Consider the following 19,340-nt stretch of genomic DNA (forward strand, 5'->3'; position numbering starts at 1 on the left):
CGCGCACTCGTCATCGGGTGCGCGGCAGTGTTTTATGGGACGACTTAGAGACGAGATCGGGAAAACTGATCAAGAGAAGCTGAGACGAGAGAGAAGAGACGAGAGAGAAGAGACGAGATTGCCTATGGCAAGGCCCTGATTTTAACATAGGCCAATCTGAGGCGCGATTTGAGTGCGGCTTGCTCTGGCCGATGGATGAGGCCATAGACAAGGGCGAGATCAAGACAGGCCCCGACCTCGGCAATAGAACCCATGGATATTTCGAAGAAGCGGCGGCGCTCGCGAGAGGATGAGCGCTTGCCGTTGCCCTCCGCAAGATTGAGTACAGCAGACGACATGGCGCGCTGAACCTGATCGACCATAAAACCATAGCCCCGGGGCCACTTGGCGACCCTTTTTGCAAGGTCCTCTGCCGCTTGGATCAACTGCCTGAAACATTCCAGTTTTTCGTGATTCATAGTACCTCCTTGGGGTTTGGTTTTTGCGTTGCCCTCTCGCAGAGGGTGGAGGGCAACGTCAAAAACCAAACCTATGGAGGTGTTTCATGCTTCACGAAAAACTGGAATGTTACCGGCAGGCGATTTTGTTGGCAGAGGACCTAAGCAAAGAGGTTGCCATGTGGCCCAAGGGATTTGGGTATCTTTCTGATCAGCTAAAGCGCGCCATGGCCTCAGTGGTCCTTAACCTCGCGGAGGGCAACGCCCGTCCTTCTCAGCCCGAGCGCCGCCGCTTCTTCCATATCGCCAGGGCCTCGGTTGCCGAGGTCGCGGCCTGCGTCGATCTCATGCTGGCATTCGGTCTGATCCGTCAGGACAGGATGCTCTCGCTCAAATCGCGTCTTACCGAGATCAGCAAAATGATCTGGGGCTTGATACGATGATTGCTATTATTCGCATTCATTCGCATCCATAGTCGTACTATCATCGCATTTGGTCGCTGCATCATCGCATGACCATCGCAGTCAATCGCACAACTGTCGCTTCTTGTTTTCTCAGGAGATCACGATAGCCTGATCGACGTCTTGAGGTTGAACGCGTCCACAGGCACCTCCGAGACCCTCCCGCCGGCGCGCTCGATCGCCTCGCAGGTCCCGCCTGCCCTGAAGTATCTGCCCAGGGCAAGGAGCGGGAAGTAGTGCCTGTAGCCGTGGTAGCGGATGTAGAAGTGAAGCGGGAAGCCGGTACCCGTGTAATGCATCTCGTCCCAGCCCCTTTCCGAGTTACGCGAGTTTATTAGGTGGAGGGCCGCCCTCGCCGCTGCCCTCGAATGGACGGCACCGCCTGCCGTGAACGCCATCAGCGCCCACGCGGTCTGGGAGGGGACGCTTGCGCTGTAGCATTCGAACGGCTTGTGCGGATGGTAGGTGTCCGCCGCCTCGCTGAAGCCGCCGTCGGGCTTCTGCACCGACTCGAGCCATGCGACCGCCTTGGCCACGCGGGAGTCGGTCTGCCTCATCCCCATGGCCGCAAGCGCCGTGAGCACGCACCACGTCCCGTAGATGTAGTTTATCCCCCAGCGGGCGAACCAGGCCCCGAACTCCTCCTGAGTCTCCCAGAGGTAGTCCAGCGCCTTGCGGACGGCGGGATGCGAGGTGGAATAGTTTCGCCTCATGAGGAACTCCACCATGCGGCCGGTGATGTCCGGGGATGAGGGGTCCAGGCACGCCCTGTGGTCCGAGAACGGGATGCGGTTGACCAGCGTCCGGTTCTGGTTGCGGTCGAACGCGCCCCAGCCCCCGTCGTCGTTCTGCATGGAGATGAGCCAGTCGATGCCGGTCATCACCGCCTTCTCCTTGTCGCGCCACGGGACCGAGACGCGGCAGAGCGCGGTGAGGACCTGTATCGTGTCGTCGACGTCCGGGTAGTAGTCGTTCTCGAACTCGAACGACCAGCCGCCCGGCTTTCCCCTGGGGTTTTTGACCGACCAGTCGCCCCGCACGCCGGTGATCTGCCTCTTCATGAGCCAGCGCGTCGCGCGGAGGAGGGCGGGGTCGGAGGGTGAGACGCCTGCCTCGAGCAGCGCCTCGATCATCCAGGGGGTGTCCCAGACAGGGGAGATGCAGCACTGCTGATGAATCGAAATGCCGTGACTCGTGACTTGTGACTCGTGACTTGCGAAGACCTCGGATGAATCCGTGCGGGGGTCGATCCCTGCCTCGCGCAGGTCGGAGGGCCTCGTCTCGCCGTTGTCCCTGATCTCCGGCGGGAGCGCGGGCACGTCCGCAGTCGCATAACGCTGCTGGAACATCTTCAGGGCATTGAAGGGCCGCCTGATCCTCGGGTCGTCGTTGGGATATCCCAAGGCCCTGTGCGCAAACGCGCAGTAAGCGAGCGGCGGATAGATGTCCTCGCACCTCTGGACCCGCTCCCAGATCCAGTCGGAGCAGCGCCGGATGGCCTTTGCTCGAATCTTCTTTAAAGGGTTTTTCTCATATCTCTTGAGCAGGCGGTCGATCTGTATGAAGAAATTCTCGATCGAGAAGAACCCGTTCTCGGAGTTGAAGGAGTAGTTTCGCTTGTCGGTCGGGGCCAGAAATATCTCGTCCAGCGTGAAGTTGTCGGGCAACCTCTCGACCTTTTTCTGAGAGACGAAGATGAGCAGGGGGACGATGGTGGCCCTTGCCCAGCTGGAGAAGGAATATATGGAGATGTACGACCAGCTCGGCAGGAAGATGAACTCCGCAGGCATTGCCGGGGCCGCATCCCAGGGAACGAGCCCGAACATTGCAAGATGTATCCTTGTGAAAACACGGGATTTTTCAGCGCCGCCCGCAGAGAGAATATACTCCCGGGCCCTCAGCATCCTGGGGTCTTGCGTATCCATGCCCGCGAGCTTCAAGGCAAAGTAGCACTCGACCGTGGTGGACAGGTCGGCCGGTCCCTCGTGATACAGGGCCCAGGTCCCGTCTGCGCGCTGCACGTCGAGTATGCGCCTGGATATGCCCTTGAGGACCTCCGGATCGACTTCGCCCAAGTAGTGCATGAGAAAGATGAACTCGGCGCCGATGGTCTCGTTTGCCTCGAGCGCAAACCACCAGTAGCCGTCCCTGCGCTGGAGCGACTTCATGAGGCGGACCGTGTCATCCAGCACCGAGGTGGCGGTTAAGCGCTTGCCGCTGATGCGGATCTGTCTCCCCGAGGCAGGGTCGACGATCTCGTCCTTCACAGGCGGCCGCCGGATCGGACCGATCACGCCGCCCGTGCCGGGTTCGACAGGGAAGCCGAGCTGGCCCTGGGTCGTTGAGAGCTCCTCTGTGAGCCCCTGATCGTCGCTCGATCTCTTGTCTGCGATGGTCATCTCTGGAAACCCCTTGAAATCGATTCACCTGCCCCAAGTCGCATAACATATATTATGTAAGGTTGAATACGCAACCTATCTTTCATCCCTGGGCAGATTCAACCTTACATAATATTAAAGGCTAAAATCCACCCCCCTCAACCTAAACCTCAACCTGATCCTCAACCTCCCCTTTCAAAGGCTCAAGGCATCTATGCTGATCCCGCTGTCCTTGAAGAACTCCTTCAGCCTCTCTATGAGCCTCGCCTCGATCTGGCGCACCCGCTCCTTTGTGATGCCGTACTCGTCCGCTATCTGCTGGAGCGTGAGCGGCAGCTCGGCCAGGAGCCTCTCCTGAAAGATCTTCCTCTCCCTCTCGCTCAAGGCCGAGGAGAACTCGTCGAATTTCTTCCTGAGCATGTCCTGGGTCTCGCCCGCAGCGAGCCGATCGTCGGCAGCGGGCTCGTCCACAGGCAGAAAGTCCTGGAGTATGGCGGAGCCTTCTCCCTTTCCAACGGGCGCCTCGAGGGCGAACTCGGGGGTCGTAAGCCGCCTCTGCATGTCGATGACCTGCGATTCGGGCACGTGAAGCCGCTTCGAGAGCTCGACCGGCGTCGCATAATAGCCCATGGACTCGATCTTGTCCTTCTCCTGCATGAGGTTGTAGAAGAGCTTCTTCTGGGCCTTGGTGGTGCCGAGCCTGATGAGGCGGAAGTTGTCGAGTATGTACTTGAGGATGTAGGAGCGGATCCACCACGACGCGTAGGTGGACAGCCTCGCCCCCTTTTCCGGGTCGAAGTTGCGCACCGCCTGCATGAGGCCGACGCTCCCCTCCTGGATGAGGTCGAGCACGTTGTGGAAGGCGTTGCGGTACTCCATCGCGATCCTGACCACGAGCCTCAGGTGCGCCGCCACGAGCTTCTTCGCGGCGGCGACGTCGCCTTGCTCGTGGAACCGGCGCGCGAGCTCGACCTCCTCCTCGGCCGAGACGAGCGGATAGGCCTGAACCTCCTGGATATAGCGCGCCAGGGGATCGACCACCGACAGCGCCCTCCCCTCGGGGAGCGGAGCCCTTGTGTCCCTCTCGTTCATAGCGACTCTTTCAGCCGGCGAAGGCGATGCGGCCCCTGACGATCGTCCATCTCGCCCTGCCCATGACGCGCAGGCCGTTGAACGGGGTGTTCTTCCCTCTGGAGGCGAAGCGCGACGCATCCACGGTCCACGCGGCGGAGGGGTCGAAGATCGTGATGTCCGCGTCGGAGCCGGGCTTGAGCGAGCCCTTGCCCTTGAGCCCGAGTATCCGCGCCGGCGCGGCGGAGAGCGCCTCGACAAGCCTCTTGAGCGTTAGCTTGCGCTCGGCCACCAGGGCCAGCGCGAGCGGGAGCATGGTCTCGAGCCCGGATATGCCGAACGCAGCTTCCTCGAACCCCATCTCCTTGTCGATTATGTTGTGGGGCGCGTGGTCGGTCGCGATGGCGTCTATGGTGCCGTCGGCCAGCGCCTTGATGAGCGCGCGCCTGTCCGCCTCGGTCCGCAGCGGCGGGTTGACCTTGGTGTTCGGATCGAAGTCCGAGACCGCCTCGTCGGTGAGGGTGAGATGATGAGGAGTCACCTCCGCGGTCACCCTTATCCCCCTCCTCTTCGCGCGCCTTATCAGCTCAACGGTGCCCATGGTGCTCGCGTGGGCTATGTGCAGCCTGGCCCCGGTGAGCTCGGCGAGCATTATGTCGCGCGCGACCATCAGCTCCTCGGCCGCGGCAGGCATCCCCTGGAGCCCGAGCTCTGTGGAGACCAGCCCCTCGTTCATCACCGCGCCGCCGGCGAGCGCGGCGTCCTCGCAGTGCGATATCACCGGGAGGCCGAAGGCGGTCGCGTATTCCATGGCGCGGCGCATGAGCCCCGAGTTCATCACCGACCTGCCGTCGTCCGATATGGCGCAGGCCCCGGCCGAGGCCAGATCGCCGATGTCGGACATGGCCTCGCCCTTGCCCCCCCTCGTTATCGAGCCGATCGGAATCACCCCCGTGGCTCCCAGGCGCCCCGCCTTCTCGAGCACGTACTCGGCGACCGACGCGCAGTCTATCACGGGATCGGTGTTCGGCATGCAGCAGACCGTGGCGAGTCCGCCGGCCGCCGCGGCCCTGGTGCCGGACTCGATGTCCTCCTTGTACTCCTGCCCCGGGTCGCGCAGGTGCACGTGCATGTCGATGAATCCCGGAGCCACGACGCAGCCGGAGGCGTCGAGGACCTGGGCGCCTTCAGGCGCCTTCCTGGAGGGGGTCACCTGCTCGATCTTTCCGCCCCTGACCAGGACCGAGAGCTTCCCGTCGGTCCTGGACGCGGGATCGATCACGCGTCCGTTGACTATGAAATATGATGACATGGCGCTGCCTCCGTATCACTCAGAGTGGGTCTCGCCCAGGAGCAGGTACAGCACGGCCATCCTCACGGCCACGCCGCAGGTGACCTGGCCGAGTATCACCGACCTGGGGCCGTCGGCGACGTCGGCCGCTATCTCGACGCCGCGGTTGACCGGGCCCGGGTGCATGATCGCGAGGTCCTCCTTCGCCGACTTGAGGTCGTCCGCGCAGATTCCGAAGTAGCGGGCGTACTCCCTGGCCGACGGGAAGAAGTGCTCTCCCAGCCGCTCCCTCTGCACCCGGAGCAGCATGAGGACGTCGAGCTCCGGCAGCACATCGCGGACGTCGCTTGCGACCCTCACGCCGAACGCCTCCTCGACGCCGAACGGGATGAGCGTGGGCGGGCCGGCCACGGTCACCTCGAGGCCCATCTTCTTGAAGAGGAGCATGTCGGAGCGCGCGACCCTCGAGTGGAGTATGTCGCCGACGATGCCGACCTTGAGCCCCTTCATGCGCCCCTTCACATCGTTTATGGTCATGAGGTCGAGCAGGGCCTGCGTGGGGTGCTCGTGCATCCCGTCGCCCGCGTTGATTATGCGGGCCCGGGTGGCGCCGGCCGCCTGGGCGGGCGCCCCGGCCACGCTGTGCCTTATCACCAGGATGTCCGGCCGCATGGCCTCGATGTTGCGCACGGTGTCCAGCAGCGTCTCCCCCTTGTTGGCCATCGCGGAGCCGGACTTGGAGATGTTGCTGGAGTCGGCCGACAGCCTCTTCTCGGCGAGCTCGAAGCTGAGCCGGGTGCGCGTGCTGTCCTCGAAGAAGCAGTTGATCACCGTGCGGCCCCTGAGGGTCGGCACCTTCTTTATCGGCCTCTCCGATATCTCCTTGAACGAGGACGCGGTCGCGAGGATCGTGAGCACGTCCTTCTTCGTGAGGTCGTTTATCGAGAGTATGTGCCTCGTTGAAAGTCTCATCCCGCCTCCCTCGTCACTTCTGCTTCCTCACCCACACCTCGTTGCGGTCGTCGATCGGCTTGACCATGACCTTGACGTTCTGGTCGGCGGTGGTCTTGATCCTTCTGCCCACGTAGTCGGCCTGCACGGGCAGCTCCCTCCAGCCGCGGTCGATCACCACCGCCAGCCTCACGAAGCGCGGCCTGCCGAAGTCGATGATCGCGTCCATCGCAGCCCTTATCGTCCGGCCGGTGTAGAGCACGTCGTCGATGAGCACTATCCCCTTGCCGTCGATGGCGAACGGTATCTCGGTGGGCTTCACTATCGGCTGCTCGCTGACCTCGGAGAGGTCGTCCCGGTAGAGGTTGATGTCCAGGCTGCCCACGTCCATGGGGCGGTGCTGGATCGACTCGACCTTGCGGGCGATCCACTCCGCGAGCGGCACGCCCCTGGTGAGGATCCCCAGCAGGGCCACGTTCTCGGTCCCGTCGGAGACGATCTCGCGGGCGATGCGGGTGATCTCCGCCTCCATCTCCCTCTCGCCGAGCAGCGGCTTTCCCTTTGTCTCAGCCATCTCTTCTCCCCTCGCAAAAAGACCTCCCCGTGATCTGCGGGGAGGCCTTTATGTGCAGGTGCTCTTTGATCGCAATCACCCTCTGTTGGTGGGGCTCCTTACTACGCGATGACATCTAAGTCAATGATAAAAAAGGGGTTATGTCCAGGGGCCCCCTACTCTATCCAGCGGCCGAATTCGTGCCAGCGGATGCCCCCGTGGTCCTTGTCCAGGGGCAGCCAGACGAATAGGGCCTTGCCCTTGATGTTGCCCTCGGGGACGAAGCCCCATTCCCTGCTGTCCGAGGAGTTGTCGCGGTTGTCCCCCATGACGAAGTAGTGGCCCGGCGGCACCACCGCCTCGAAGGTCGTGCGCTCCCTCTGTCTCTCGTACTGGACGAGATGGAGCGCCCCTCCGTCCTGCTCCTCGAAAAATTCGAAGTCGCGCCAGCCCCTCACAAACGGTATGGACCTCTTGAGGCCGTCGCGCACCGAGAGCCTGCGCCTGTCGCCCGGGAACTCAGCGACCTCGACCGGCCGCCTTCGCTGCCTCTCCCCGTTGACCCAGAGATCCATCCCCTCGATGCGTATACTGTCGCCGGGCAGCCCTATCACGCGCTTGATGAAGTCCTTGCCCCCGTCGACGGGGAAGATGAAGACCACCACGTCGCCGCGCTCGGGCGAGTCCCACTCGAAGATGCGATGCCCGGTGAACGGGATCCTCGGGCCGTAGACGAACTTGTTCACGAATATGTGGTCCCCTATGGAGAGGGTGGGCAGCATCGAGCCGGACGGTATCTTGAACGCCTCCACGGCGAAGGCGCGTATGAGCAGCGCCACCGACACGGCCAGCAGGAGCGCCTCGGCGTATTCGCGGAACGCCCCCTTTTTCCCCTTCGAACCCTGCGCGATGTCCCCTGCCATCTCTCCTCCCCTCTGTTTCATCTCACCTTGAGCACGCTGAGGAAGGCCTCCTGCGGGATCTCCACCCTCCCCACCCTCTTCATCCTGCGCTTCCCCTCCTTCTGCTTCTCCAGCAGCTTCCGTTTCCTGGTGACGTCGCCGCCGTAGCACTTCGCGATCACGTCCTTGCGAAGGGCCTTGACCGTCTCGCGCGCGATCACCCTGGATCCGATCGCTGCCTGTATGGCGACCTCGTACTGCTGCCTCGGAATCAGCCCCCTGAGCTTGTGCACCAGCTCCCGCCCCTTGTACTGAGCGTTCTCGCGGTGGACTATCGCGGAGAGGGCGTCGACCGGGTCGCCGTTGATGAGCACGGTGAGCTTCACGAGGCTCGCCGGCCTGTAGCCGATGATCTCGTAGTCGAGAGAGGCGTAGCCGCGCGATACGGTCTTGAGCTGATCGAAGAAGTCGAACATCATCTCCGCGAACGGCAGATTGTACTTTATCAGGACGCGGTCGCGGCCGAAGTACTCCATGTTCACCTGCTCCCCCCTGCGGTCCTGGCAGAGCTGCATGAGGGCCCCGAGCGACTCGTTGGGGCACATGATGGAGGCCAGGGCGTAAGGCTCGCGGATCTCCTTTATGTGGTTCGACTCCGGGAGCTTCGCCGGGTTCTCCACGCGCACCTGCTCGCCCCCGGTGGTCTCGACCTCGTACACGACGGTCGGCGCGGTGGAGACGAGTGTGAGCCCGTACTCCCTCTCGAGGCGCTCCTGCACTATCTCTATGTGGAGCGAGCCCAGAAACCCGGCCCTGAATCCGAAGCCCAGGGCGCCCGAGGTCTCAGGCTCGTAGGTGAACGAGGAGTCGTTGAGCTTGAGCTTCTCCATCGCCTCCTTGAGGTCCTCGTACTGTCCCGGGTCCGTGGGGTAGAGCCCCGCGAAGACCATGGGCTTCACCTCGCGGAAGCCGGGGAGCGGCTCTTCGGCGGGGTTCGCGGCGTCGGTGATGGTGTCGCCGACCCTCGTGTCGGCGACCTGCTTTATGTTCGCGACGACCATGCCGACGTCGCCCGCGGAGAGCGACTCCACGTCGCGCTGGTGCGGGTCGAAGACGCCCAGCCTCTGGACCTCGAACTCCTTGCCCACGTTCATGAGCCTGATCCGCCCGCCGACCTCGATCCTCCCGTCGACGACCCTGGCCAGCGCCACCGCGCCCAGGTACGGGTCGAACCAGCTGTCGAAGATCAGCGCGCGCAGGGGGGCTCTCTCAGAGCCGCGCGGCTTCGGGAGATGCTCGACTATCGCCTCGAGCACGTCGGCGACCCCCTCCCCCGTCTTCGCGGAGACCGCGACCGCAATCTCGGAGGATATGGCCAGCACCTCCTCGCACTGGGCCAGCGTCCCCTCCACGTCGGAGTTGGGCAGGTCGATCTTGTTTATCACAGGCACTATCTCCACGCCGTTCTGCATGGCCATGAGCGCGTTCGCGAGCGTCTGCGCCTGCACGCCCTGGGTGGCGTCGATCACCAGCAGAGCGCCGTCGCATGCGGCCAGCGAGCGGCTGACCTCGTAGTGGAAGTCCACGTGCCCGGGCGTGTCGATCAGGTTGAACTCGTAGGTCTTCCCGTCCTTCGCCGTGTAGTTGAGCCGGACCGAGCGGGCCTTGATGGTGATCCCGCGCTCGCGCTCGAGCTCCATGTCGTCGAGGAACTGGTCCCTCCTCTCGCGCTGCGAGACCGCGCCGGTCTGCTCGAGTATTCGGTCGGCGAGCGTGGACTTGCCGTGGTCGATGTGGGCGATGATGGAAAAATTTCTTATGTGTGATTGGGACATAGGGGCCGTGACTCGTTACTCGTGACTGGTGACTCGTTGCTGGTGATCAATAAGGGCAGATGCCTTGCAGAAGATCAGCAAAGCCTATTGCTCGTTCAGCACGACGAGGGCCTCGACGTTCTCCTTCGCGCTCAACTCCTGCATGTACCTCATGGCGTCTTCGCGGTTCTCGAAGCCGCCGATCCGGACGCGGTACCAGCGGCCGCGGTCGGGGATGTCCGCTATCATTATGAACGCGGGGTAGCCCTTGCCCTTCCACTTCTCGGCGATCTTCGTCCCCTCGGCCAGATCGGGATACGAACCGATCTGGACCGAGTAGCGCGCGTTCTGCCCCGACTTGACCCTGATGACGCTCGAGTCCGACGCGGCCGCGGTATCGGCCGCGGATGAACCCGGCCGCGCCGCCGGCGCCTCCTGCTGGGCGAGCGGGGGCGACTCCGCGGCCGGGGGCCTCTGCTCCACGCTCGGTGCCACAGGCTCGGGGGCCAAAGGCGGGGGTTCTCTCCGCTCCACCGCGACCACGTCCGGCATCCCGGCCCTGGGGCCCTGGGCCTGGTCGATCATCTCCTTTATGCGGTCCTTGAGCTCCGGGGTGTCCGCCTTGGCCATCAACTCGCCGGCCATCTTAGCCACCTCGGGGTCCTGGGTGGTCATGACCCTGGACTCCGCCTTGCCGCCTGCAGCGTGGTTCGCGCTCTCTAGGGCCACGGCCGGCGGCCTGTCCAGGCCCAGAAGCCCCCTGCCGTAGCGCGCCCCGAGGTAGAAAACGAAGAAGAGCGTGAAGACCTCGAGCACGAGCAAAGCGAAGAACTGCCCGAACGTGAAGCGGCAGAAGAAGCTCTCGGCCTCGTCGTGCCTGCTCCTGTTGGGCATGTAGCTAGACATCCTGTTCCTCCACGGCCCGGGCCATCTCCTCGGGCGCAGAAATTCCAAGTATTCTCAAGGCATTTTGTAACACAATCCGTACGTTTTTCAAGAGATAGAGCTTGGCCGCCGAACGCGCCGGGTCGTCGGTGAGGACGCGGTAGCGCTCGTCGGCCCGGCCCTTGCTGTAGTAGGACTGGAACATCCGGGCCAGCTCGAGGAGGTAGAAGGCCAGCTTGTGGGGCTCCAGCTCCAGGGCGCACTCCTCTATCACGGTCGGCAGCGCCTCGGCGAAGCGGGCGAGTTTCGGCTCCTCCGGCAGATCCAGCAGCGAGAGATTGACGTCCTCGGGCCCCGCCGCGCAGAGGCCCTTCTCCTCCGCCTTCCTGAAGATGCTGGCGATCCGGGCGTGGGCGTACTGTATGTAATAGACCGGGTTGTCCGAGCTCTCCCTCTTCGCGAGGTCCAGGTCGAAATCCAGCTGCGCGTTGTGCGACCGCATGAGGAAGAAGTAGCGGCAGACGTCCCTGCCGACCTCCCTGCGCACGTCCTCCAGTGTCTCGTAGGTGGCGGAGCGGGTCGACATGGAGATGAGCTCGCCCGCCCTGATGAGGTTCACGAGCTGGATGAGGACCGCGTCGAAGCTCGCGGGGTCGTGCCCCAGGGCCCGGACCGCCGCCTTCATTCGCGCCACGTAGCCGGCGTGGTCGGCGCCCCAGACGTCGATGACGCGGTCGAAGCCGCGGTCGTACTTGTTCTTGTGGTAGGCGATATCCGCGGCGAAATAGGTCAGGGCGCCGTCCCCCTTGCGCAGGACCCGGTCCTTGTCGTCGCCGTACTCGATCGATCGGAACCAGAGGGCGCCGTCCTTCTCGTAGGTGCGCCCTTTTCGGCCGAGCCACCTGAGCGCGCCTTCTATCATGGCGTCGGTGTGGAGCCTGTTCTCGAAGAAATACACGTCGTGGACCACGCCGGTGTCGGCGAGGTCCTTCTTTATCCACTCGAGGATCCGGTCGCCCGCCTCCTCGCCCAGAAATTCGATCGCCTCCTGCTCGCCCATGTTCGCGAGCCTCGCGCCGTGCTCCTCGCCGATGACCTTGGCGATCTCGACTATGTAGTGGCCCTGGTAGCACTCCTCGGGGAATTCGATCCTCTCCCCGCCGAGCTCCCTGAGCCTCAGATAGACCGACCTGCCGAGGGTCCTGATCTGTCCCCCCGCGTCGTTGACGTAGTACTCCTTGGTCACCTCGTAGCCCGCTGCGGCGAGCACGTTGGCGAGCACGTCCCCGTAGACCGCGCCGCGGCCGTGGCCGATGTGGAGCGGACCCGTGGGGTTGGCGCTGACGAACTCGACCTGGGCCTTTTTGCCCCTTCCTATGTCGATGGTGCCGAAGGCGGGTCCAGCGCCACTGATCACAGCAAGCCCCTCGAGGAAGAAGGAGGGCTTGACCGTGAAGTTTATAAAACCGGGCCCTGCGATCTCGCACCTCGCGAGCCTGGCGGTCTCCTCGGGGAGGCGCTCCATGAGCCTCGCCGCCAGGTCCCTGGGCTTCATCTTCGCGGCCGCGGCGAGGACGAGCGCGGCGTTGGTCGAGAAATCGCCGTGCCCCGCCTGCTTCGGCACGGAGATCTCCACCTTCGCCTCCGCCTCCCCCGGGAGGATCCCCTCCCTGCGGCAGGCCTCGATGGCGCTCCCTATGAGATCTGAAAGCCTGTTATGAATCATCTCTTTTTGCCTTCCCCCTGCGGGCCTCCCGGGGCCCGACCACCACCAGGGACATGCCCTCCGGATGGAGATAGTCGCGGGCCACCCGCCTCAGCTCCCCCCGGTCCGCGCGCACGATCGCGTCGCGGTAGACCCTCCAGTAGTCGTCCGGATAGCCGAAATAGCGATAGCGGGCACGCTGGTCCACGACGTTGAACGGCTGGTCGAACAAAAACACGAGCCTGGATATCATGGAGCGCTTCGCAAAGTCTATCTCCTCTTTGGTGAAGTCCCCCTCCTCGGCGAGCCTCTTCACCTGCTCCTTCACCAGGGCTATGGCCTCCTGCGCGTCGGGCGCCCTGGTGTCGAGTGAGATGAGAAACGTTCCGTAGTCCCTCTCCGCGGTGACGCTGCTCGAGACGCTGTAGGCCAGCCCCTTCCTCACGCGGATCTGTTCGACGAGCCGGCTCTTGAACCCGCCGCCGCCGAGGATGCTGTCGACGAGGAAGAGAGGGAACTTGTCCGGATTGTCCCTTTTCAGCGAGAGGTGCCCCATCCGCACGAACGCCTGCGCGGTCGGACGATTCACCTGCTCCGTCCTCCCCTCGAATTTCAGCGCCACCGGCTCCACCGCGGGGAGCTCCGGTCTGCCCCGAGGCGCCTGCGCAGTGAGCCCCTTGAGGAGCCCCTCCATCCGGCCGCAGGAAAAGTCGCCCGAAGCGGCGAGTATCATGTTGTCGGCCCTGAAATATCTCCTGTGGAAATCCTCCACGTCGCTCCGCCTGATCCTTCTAAGCGATTTTTTGTCCGGCCTGCGCGCCCACGGGCTCGTTTTTCCGTACACCATCTCCCGGAAGAGGCGGTCCGCCTGCCCGTCGGGGGCGTCGTCCTCGCGGCGCAGCCCCTCCTCCATGGCCTTTCTGGCGGTGGCCAGGCGCGCCTCGTCGAGGCGGGGGCGGAAGAGCATCTCGAACATGAGCGAGAGCCCCTCCTCGAGATCGGAGGAGAGCACGCCGAGGGTGGCGGCGGACATCTCGCGAGAGGTAAAGACCGCGAGTTCAGCGCCCATGTCGTCGAGCCTTTTGTCGAACTCCTCGGGGGTGAGTTCGCCCGCGCCGCCGGTCCTCATGTGCGCGCCAGCGAGGGAGGCCAGGCCGGCCTTGTCCGCAGGGTCGTAGATGCCGCCGGTCCTCGTGATGACCCTCACCCTCACCGTCGGCAGCGTGGTGTCTGAGAGCAGATAGCAGGCCATGCCGTTGGGCAGCTCTATCGCCCTGACCGCGGGCGGCCTTGCGTCCGGGAGGGGCCCCCTCTCCAGGGAGAGGAAATGGCTGTCCGTGGCCCATGCCCTGCAGAACGGGGCTGCGGCAATCATCAGTGCGACTGCTGAAAGGATGCGGGCCCTCATCTCTTCCTCTCCAAAATCACCCGGTTCGACTCCACAAGGTACTCCCTGGCAACCGACATCACCTCTTCGGGAGAGACGTTCGCGATCATCTCGGGATATCTTCCGAGGAGCCTCCAGTCGTCGAACAGGGTCTGGAAGCGGGCCAGCTCCTCCGCGAACGTCTCGTTGTTGTCCAGAGAGAACATGATGGAGGCCGTGACCGACTTTCGCACGCGGTCCAGCTCAGCGCCCTCCACCGGGACCTCCTTGAGCCTTTGGATCTCCTCGTCCACGATCCTCATGACCTCTTTCGTCGACCCGCCATTCATCGGCTCGACCCATATCATGAAGAGGTTGGGGAGCCTCGAGCCGGGGAACGAGTCGCTGCAATAAACGGACTTGGCGATCCGCTCCTCGAATATGAGCCTCCTCTTGAGCCTGCTCGATCCCCCGTCGCACAAAAGGCTCGTGATCGCGTCGAAGGAGTACTCGGCGGGATCGGGCAGCGTGGGCTTGTGGTACGCGATAGCGACTGCGGGGGCGGCGTTGAACTTCATGACCCCGCGGAACCCTCCCATCGCCTTGCCCCGCCTCTCCGGAGAAGGGGGCTTGGCCTTGCCGCTCCGTTTCCCGAACTCCCTCTGCACTATCGCCCTCGCCTCCCCTACGCCGACGTCGCCGACTATCACGCCGACCATGTTGGCGGGAACGTAGTGGCGCCTGTGGAACTCCCTGGCGTCCGCTGTCGTGAACCCCATCACGTCGCTCTCGGAGCCGACGGTGGGCCAGCTGTATCCGCCGCCGTCGAACGCCGTGGCGAGAAGCCTCTCCACGAACGCGCCGTTGGGGTCGTCGTCCACACCGCTGCGGCGCTCCTGCGCCACCACGCTGCGCTCGACATAGAAATCCCTGTACGCCGGGTCGAAGACCATGTCGGAGATGACCGCGGCCCAGAGGGCCAGCCTGTTCGCGGGGAGGCTCGCGTAGAACGCAGTCAGGTCCTTGTTCGTGTAGGCGTTTATCTCGTTTGCGCCGTTGCGCATGAGCATCTCCCAGACCTCGTTCTTCTCCTGGTATTTCGCGGCCTCCTTGCGCAGCCCTTTCATGCGCTTTTTCATCTCCGCGATCCGCCCCCCGTCCGGCCGCGCCGAGCGGCTCTCGGCGGTGAGTTCTGCGCCCAGCCGCTCGATCTCCTCGAGCAGGGGCCTCTCCTTCTCCCAGTCCTTCGTGCAGAGCCTGCTCGTGCCCTTGAAGGCCATGTGCTCGAACATGTGCGCGAGACCGGTCTTGCCCGGCTCCTCGTCCAGCCCGCCCGCCCGCACCATCACGATCCCTGAGAACACGGGGGCCTGCTTCCGCCTCACGACCAGCCAGCGCATGCCGTTTGAGAGGCGAAACTCTGAGACATGGCTTTCGAGGTCATAGCCGAGCGCCCGCACCGGCAGGAGCGCCATTAAAATGATAAGGAGTGTTAAGGTCTTGGGCCGCATCCCTCTTGTCTCCGCGCGCTGTTATAGCTGAGAAATCGTTTGAATCTCAGTTCGTTAGCAGATTGCTCACCCATGCTCAAGGGACAAATAAATTAAATTATGATAAGCAAATTGTCATAAAATGTCTTTATATGTACTTGACATGATATTAGATAGTTATAAAATATATGCAAATTAAGCTTAATTATGTATAGGCAGCGAGAGTAAAGAGGTCGATTTTTCAGGGATTGGATCCGTCAGGGGGAGATATGGATCCGGCACTCAAGGCCCTTTGCGTCGAGGTTTTGAGGGGAAACGTGGACAGCGAGCGTTTCGCATGGCTGCTGATCGAGACAGGCGTCGATCTGGACAGCTACGAGTGGGACGTCGCAAATCATCTGCTCCAGGCGGGAGACGCGATCTCATCCCTCACCCAGAAGTTCGGCTACACCCTTCAGTGATTCCGTAGGGGGCTCAGCCCCTTGGCCCTTCCCTCAGATATCCCAGGCATTTGTAGGCGAGTTTCGCGACCAGGAAATCGGCCGCATGGAACCCCTCGCGGGGCGCGAGTTCCACGATGTCCATCCCCACGGTCCTCTTCGCCCCCATGACGAGCCGCAGGAAGTCGGTCACATCGTACCATCCCATGCCGCCCGGCTCCGGCGTCCCGGTCATCGGGAGCACAGAGGAGTCGAATGCGTCCACGTCTATCGTTATGTAGACCTTCTCGGTCTTTATCGCGTCGAGCGCCTTGGCCATCCACGACCTGTCGGCGCGCATTTTGTGCGCGAAGAAGACCGGCAGCCGGTCGCGCTCGACCCACAGCGCCTCGTCGCGCGACAGGTTGCGGATCCCCACCTGCACCGCGGGGGCGAGATCCTTCACCCTGGCAATGGCGCAGGCGTGGCTCATCCGCTCGCCCCCGTACTCCTGCCTCAGGTCTGCGTGCGCGTCGAGCTGCACCACGGTCGTGTCCGGGTGGATGCGATGGACGGCCGCGAAGACCGCGGGCGTGATCGAGTGCTCCCCCCCCAGCGAGAGGGGGATCTTGCCGTCGCGGACGATCTTCGTCACCGCGGGGGCGATCCTGTCGAAGAGCTCTGACGGGTGTGCGCCCGAGACGTCGACCGGATCGAGCGTGGCAACCCCCACGTCAAACGGCTCGCAACGGAGCTCCTCGTCGTAGAGCTCCACCTGCGCCGACGCCTCGATGATCGCCGCGGGGCCCCGCGCCGTCCCCCCTCCGTAGCTGACAGTGGCCTCGTAGGGAATCGGGAGGACCGCGACCCGGGCGCGGGCGTAGTCAGCGTCCTTGGGGTCAAGGCCGAGAAAGTTCCTGGCGTGGGCATGGATCATGCGAAGACCTCAGGTGACGAAGATCGCGCCGGCCAGGACCGTGGTCCACAGCCCCTTCGAGTCGCCCACCGCGGACTGGGTGCTGTTCATCGTGCGCACTATCTCGCCGGAGATGGTCCAGGTGCCCTTGCGATCGTTCCACGACTTGTCGGCGTCGAAGCCCACGCCGAGGATCGTGGCGAGCATCTCGGCGGCGAGGTCCTCAGCGTAGTCGCCGGCCGCGCGCTCGTTCTGGCCGTAGGCGTGGTGCTCGGAGAGGTAACCGTGGAACTCCTTGTTCTTGGGTATCGAGAGGCCGACCGACGCCGCTATCAGCCGGTGCGGCTCGTTGGACGCGCAGTCGGAGAGCACGCAGTAGACGACCTGGCCGGGAGAGAGCCTGAGCAGCCCCTCCGCCCTGTTGACGATCTTGCAGCCGGGCGGGAATATGCTGGAGACGCGGACGAGGTTGAATTGCGCGATGCGCGCCGACCGAAGGGCCATCTCGAAGCTCTGCAGCTTCTCGCGGTGCCTTCCCACTCCCTTCGTCAAAAATATCCTGCTGGGCACGAACTGCGACATGGTCCCCTCCTCCTTGCCGATATGAAAAACTGGTCGCGCAACTAACACATCCGCACCTGCCCCACAAGACAAAAGCCCGCTCCCGAAAAAAATACGGGAGCCCTTTCGGGCCCCCGCATCTGCCTCTCCGTTCGGAGAGCTACTTCCTCTTCTTGCGCGCCACCTTCTTCTTCTTCTTCGCTACCTTCTTCTTCTTTGTGACCTTCTTCTTTTTCTTCACCACCTTTTTCTTCTTTACCATTTCCCCCTCCTTTTGAAAAAAGGTTTTGATTCCAAACGTTTGCTAATTTCTAACGGAATTATAATTAATTAGGCGGATTGAGTCAAACTTTTTTCTACAATTATGCACAATTATATTTAATTGATGGTCAACTTCAGGAGATGAACGCGCGATCAGAGCGCGTCGGCCGGAGCTGCGAGGGCCTCCTCGGCGAGCCTCGACGCGCGTCCGCCCGCGTGCCTGATGTGACCGGTCACCGCGACGATCATGCCGAGCACGCACAGCGCCCCGCCTGCGCCGACCCGTGCATCGATCGGCTCGCCCAGCGCCGCGTTCGCGATCAGCGCACCCGCCACCGGCTGGATGAAGATCGTGAACTCCATCACCGACAGCGGCACGCGGCCGAGCACCGCGACCCACGCGGTGTATCCGAGCGCCGTGCAGATCACCGCGAGGTATCCGATCGCGAAGAGCGACCGTCCGTCGAGCGGCACGGCGAAGCCTTGCCTCATCTGCATGGGGACCGCCAGCGCGCACGCCGCGGTGAAGAGCACGCCGGCGAACAGGACCGCGGCCGGCCTGCGCGCGGACGCGGGCTTGAGGATGATCGAGAAGAACGCCTCGGTCAGGAGGCCGGCCACGATGAGCAGATTGCCGACCCCGACACCTCCCCCGGCGAAACCGAGGCTCTTCGGATCGAAGCCCGAGAGCCTTGCCAGCCCCGCCAGGGCGATCGCGAGGCCGGCGAGGGTGGTGAAGAGCATGCGCTCCCTGAGAACGATGCAGGCAAGCGCTATCGCCCAGACAGGCTCGAAGACGTACAGCAGCGACGCGTCGATGGCGTTGGAGAGCTCGACGCCCTTGACCGTGGAGTAGCTCGAGAACGCGATGAGGAGCCCTGCCAGGGCGACCCTCGCCCCGTCCCTCCATCCGATGCGCAGATCATGGCGGCGCGCCGCGATCCAGAGCGCGAGGATCGCGAAGGCGGCGACGAGCCGCCAGAAGACGAGCGAGAGCGGGTCCATGGAGCCCAGCCCGTACTTCATGACCGAGTAAGAGCCGGCCCAGAAGAGGTTCATGACGATGAGGAGCGCTATCCATGCGCCGGGGCCGGACATCGGTCATCTCCCCCCGGCCGCGCGCATCGCCCTCATGACGCGTATCGCCGCGCATGCGGCGCCGAAGCCGTTGTCGATGTTGACGACCGAAACCCCCTCCGAGCAGCTGCAGAGCATGTTGAGGAGCGCGGCCACGCCATTGAAGCTCGCGCCGTAGCCCACGCTAGTGGGGACTGCGATGACGGGGGAGCTCACCAGCCCGCCGACCACGCTGGGCAGCGCCCCGTCCATGCCCGCTGCCACGATGAGCGCAGCCGCCCCCCTTATCTCCTCGAGGCACGCAAACAGCCTGTGGAGACCTGCGACCCCCACGTCGTAGTGCCTGGTCGGCTCCACGCCGAAGAACTCCGCGGTCCTGAGCGCCTCCTCGGCAACGGGGATGTCTGCCGTGCCCGCGGCGAGCACCGCGAGCCTCCCTGGGATCGGCTCCGGCCGCCTCTGCATGATGCTGAAGGTGCGGCTGACATGGTCCGCCTTCACCCCCTTGAACGCGGACTCGATCGTGCGGATCAGCGACTCGTCGGCCCTCGTTCCGAAGGCGTTCATGCCCCTGTCCACCGCGGCTGCGACGATCGCCCTCACGTGTTCGGGCCTCTTGCCCTCGCAGAGGATCACCTCGGCGAAGCCGTTTCGGAGCGGCCTGTGTCCGTCGTGCTTGGCGACGCCGATATCCGCGAACGGGAGCGCCGAGATCCTCTTCAGCGCCTCCCCAGGCGCGAGCTCGCCCGACGCGACCTCATCGAGCATCTGTCTTATCATGTCCCGGTCCACCCTCTCCCCT

At 63.6% G+C, this 19,340-nt stretch carries 18 protein-coding genes; 2 read left to right on the forward strand and 16 right to left on the reverse strand.

From position 1 onward, the window contains the following. Positions 1-122 precede the first annotated feature (122 nt). Positions 123-458: a four helix bundle protein gene (locus JXA24_02020; GenBank protein MBN1282532.1), complete on the reverse strand. Its 336-nt coding sequence runs from the start codon at positions 456-458 to the stop codon at positions 123-125. An 86-nt stretch (positions 459-544) separates the two neighbouring features. Here JXA24_02020 and JXA24_02025 point away from each other — a divergent pair, with 86 nt between their 5' ends. Continuing rightward, entirely contained in the window at positions 545-880 is a 336-nt protein-coding gene (locus tag JXA24_02025; GenBank protein MBN1282533.1) for a four helix bundle protein, read from the forward strand. Between the two features lie 119 nt (positions 881-999). Here JXA24_02025 and JXA24_02030 read toward each other — a convergent pair whose 3' ends face one another. The 11 genes from JXA24_02030 to JXA24_02080 form a co-directional block, all read right to left on the reverse strand. After that, a complete protein-coding gene (locus tag JXA24_02030) occupies positions 1,000-3,297 on the reverse strand; it encodes a squalene--hopene cyclase (protein MBN1282534.1) in 2,298 nt (765 codons plus the stop codon). Positions 3,298-3,471: 174 nt separating this feature from the next. Continuing rightward, a complete protein-coding gene (locus JXA24_02035; protein MBN1282535.1) occupies positions 3,472-4,368 on the reverse strand; it encodes an RNA polymerase factor sigma-32 in 897 nt (298 codons plus the stop codon). 10 nt (positions 4,369-4,378) lie between these two features. Further along, complete coding sequence (locus tag JXA24_02040) at positions 4,379-5,659, reverse strand: dihydroorotase (GenBank protein ID MBN1282536.1); 1,281 nt, start codon at positions 5,657-5,659, stop codon at positions 4,379-4,381. Between the two features lie 15 nt (positions 5,660-5,674). Beyond that, complete coding sequence (locus tag JXA24_02045; protein ID MBN1282537.1) at positions 5,675-6,610, reverse strand: aspartate carbamoyltransferase catalytic subunit; 936 nt, start codon at positions 6,608-6,610, stop codon at positions 5,675-5,677. Positions 6,611-6,623: 13 nt separating this feature from the next. Continuing rightward, positions 6,624-7,163 carry a bifunctional pyr operon transcriptional regulator/uracil phosphoribosyltransferase PyrR gene (pyrR, locus tag JXA24_02050; GenBank protein ID MBN1282538.1) on the reverse strand — a complete coding sequence of 180 codons (540 nt, stop codon included), beginning with the start codon at positions 7,161-7,163 and terminating at the stop codon, positions 6,624-6,626. 155 nt (positions 7,164-7,318) lie between these two features. Then, on the reverse strand, positions 7,319-8,065 hold the full coding sequence (gene lepB / locus JXA24_02055) for a signal peptidase I (GenBank protein MBN1282539.1): 747 nt from the start codon (positions 8,063-8,065) through the stop codon (positions 7,319-7,321). A 17-nt stretch (positions 8,066-8,082) separates the two neighbouring features. Next, positions 8,083-9,879: an elongation factor 4 gene (lepA, locus tag JXA24_02060; protein MBN1282540.1), complete on the reverse strand. Its 1,797-nt coding sequence runs from the start codon at positions 9,877-9,879 to the stop codon at positions 8,083-8,085. An 84-nt stretch (positions 9,880-9,963) separates the two neighbouring features. Beyond that, positions 9,964-10,764, reverse strand: a complete 801-nt coding sequence (locus JXA24_02065; protein ID MBN1282541.1) for an SPOR domain-containing protein — start codon at positions 10,762-10,764, stop codon at positions 9,964-9,966. Next, positions 10,757-12,469, reverse strand: coding sequence for an arginine--tRNA ligase (locus JXA24_02070; protein MBN1282542.1), 1,713 nt, complete (start codon positions 12,467-12,469; stop codon positions 10,757-10,759). The genes JXA24_02065 and JXA24_02070 overlap by 8 nt, the downstream gene beginning before the upstream one ends. Beyond that, positions 12,459-13,856, reverse strand: a complete 1,398-nt coding sequence (locus JXA24_02075) for an insulinase family protein (GenBank protein ID MBN1282543.1) — start codon at positions 13,854-13,856, stop codon at positions 12,459-12,461. The genes JXA24_02070 and JXA24_02075 overlap by 11 nt, the downstream gene beginning before the upstream one ends. Continuing rightward, the gene (locus tag JXA24_02080) at positions 13,853-15,325 is read right to left on the reverse strand and encodes an insulinase family protein (GenBank protein ID MBN1282544.1); all 1,473 of its coding nucleotides are present in this window, start codon (positions 15,323-15,325) and stop codon (positions 13,853-13,855) included. Before JXA24_02080 ends, JXA24_02075 begins: the two co-directional genes overlap by 4 nt. Before the next feature lie 248 nt (positions 15,326-15,573). Here JXA24_02080 and JXA24_02085 point away from each other — a divergent pair, with 248 nt between their 5' ends. Beyond that, positions 15,574-15,765: a hypothetical protein gene (locus JXA24_02085; GenBank protein MBN1282545.1), complete on the forward strand. Its 192-nt coding sequence runs from the start codon at positions 15,574-15,576 to the stop codon at positions 15,763-15,765. Positions 15,766-15,778: 13 nt separating this feature from the next. Here the strand turns inward: JXA24_02085 and speB are convergent, their stop codons facing one another. From speB to larB, 4 genes are all read right to left on the reverse strand, one after another. Continuing rightward, positions 15,779-16,660: an agmatinase gene (speB, locus tag JXA24_02090; protein MBN1282546.1), complete on the reverse strand. Its 882-nt coding sequence runs from the start codon at positions 16,658-16,660 to the stop codon at positions 15,779-15,781. 9 nt (positions 16,661-16,669) lie between these two features. Continuing rightward, on the reverse strand, positions 16,670-17,221 hold the full coding sequence (locus JXA24_02095; GenBank protein MBN1282547.1) for an arginine decarboxylase, pyruvoyl-dependent: 552 nt from the start codon (positions 17,219-17,221) through the stop codon (positions 16,670-16,672). Between the two features lie 393 nt (positions 17,222-17,614). After that, entirely contained in the window at positions 17,615-18,559 is a 945-nt protein-coding gene (locus JXA24_02100) for a DMT family transporter (GenBank protein ID MBN1282548.1), read from the reverse strand. Positions 18,560-18,562: 3 nt separating this feature from the next. After that, complete coding sequence (gene larB / locus JXA24_02105) at positions 18,563-19,330, reverse strand: nickel pincer cofactor biosynthesis protein LarB (GenBank protein MBN1282549.1); 768 nt, start codon at positions 19,328-19,330, stop codon at positions 18,563-18,565. Between the last annotated feature and the right edge of the window lie 10 nt (positions 19,331-19,340).

This window comes from Pseudomonadota bacterium, assembly GCA_016927275.1.
Taxonomy (GTDB): domain Bacteria; phylum UBA10199; class UBA10199; order 2-02-FULL-44-16; family JAAZCA01; genus JAFGMW01.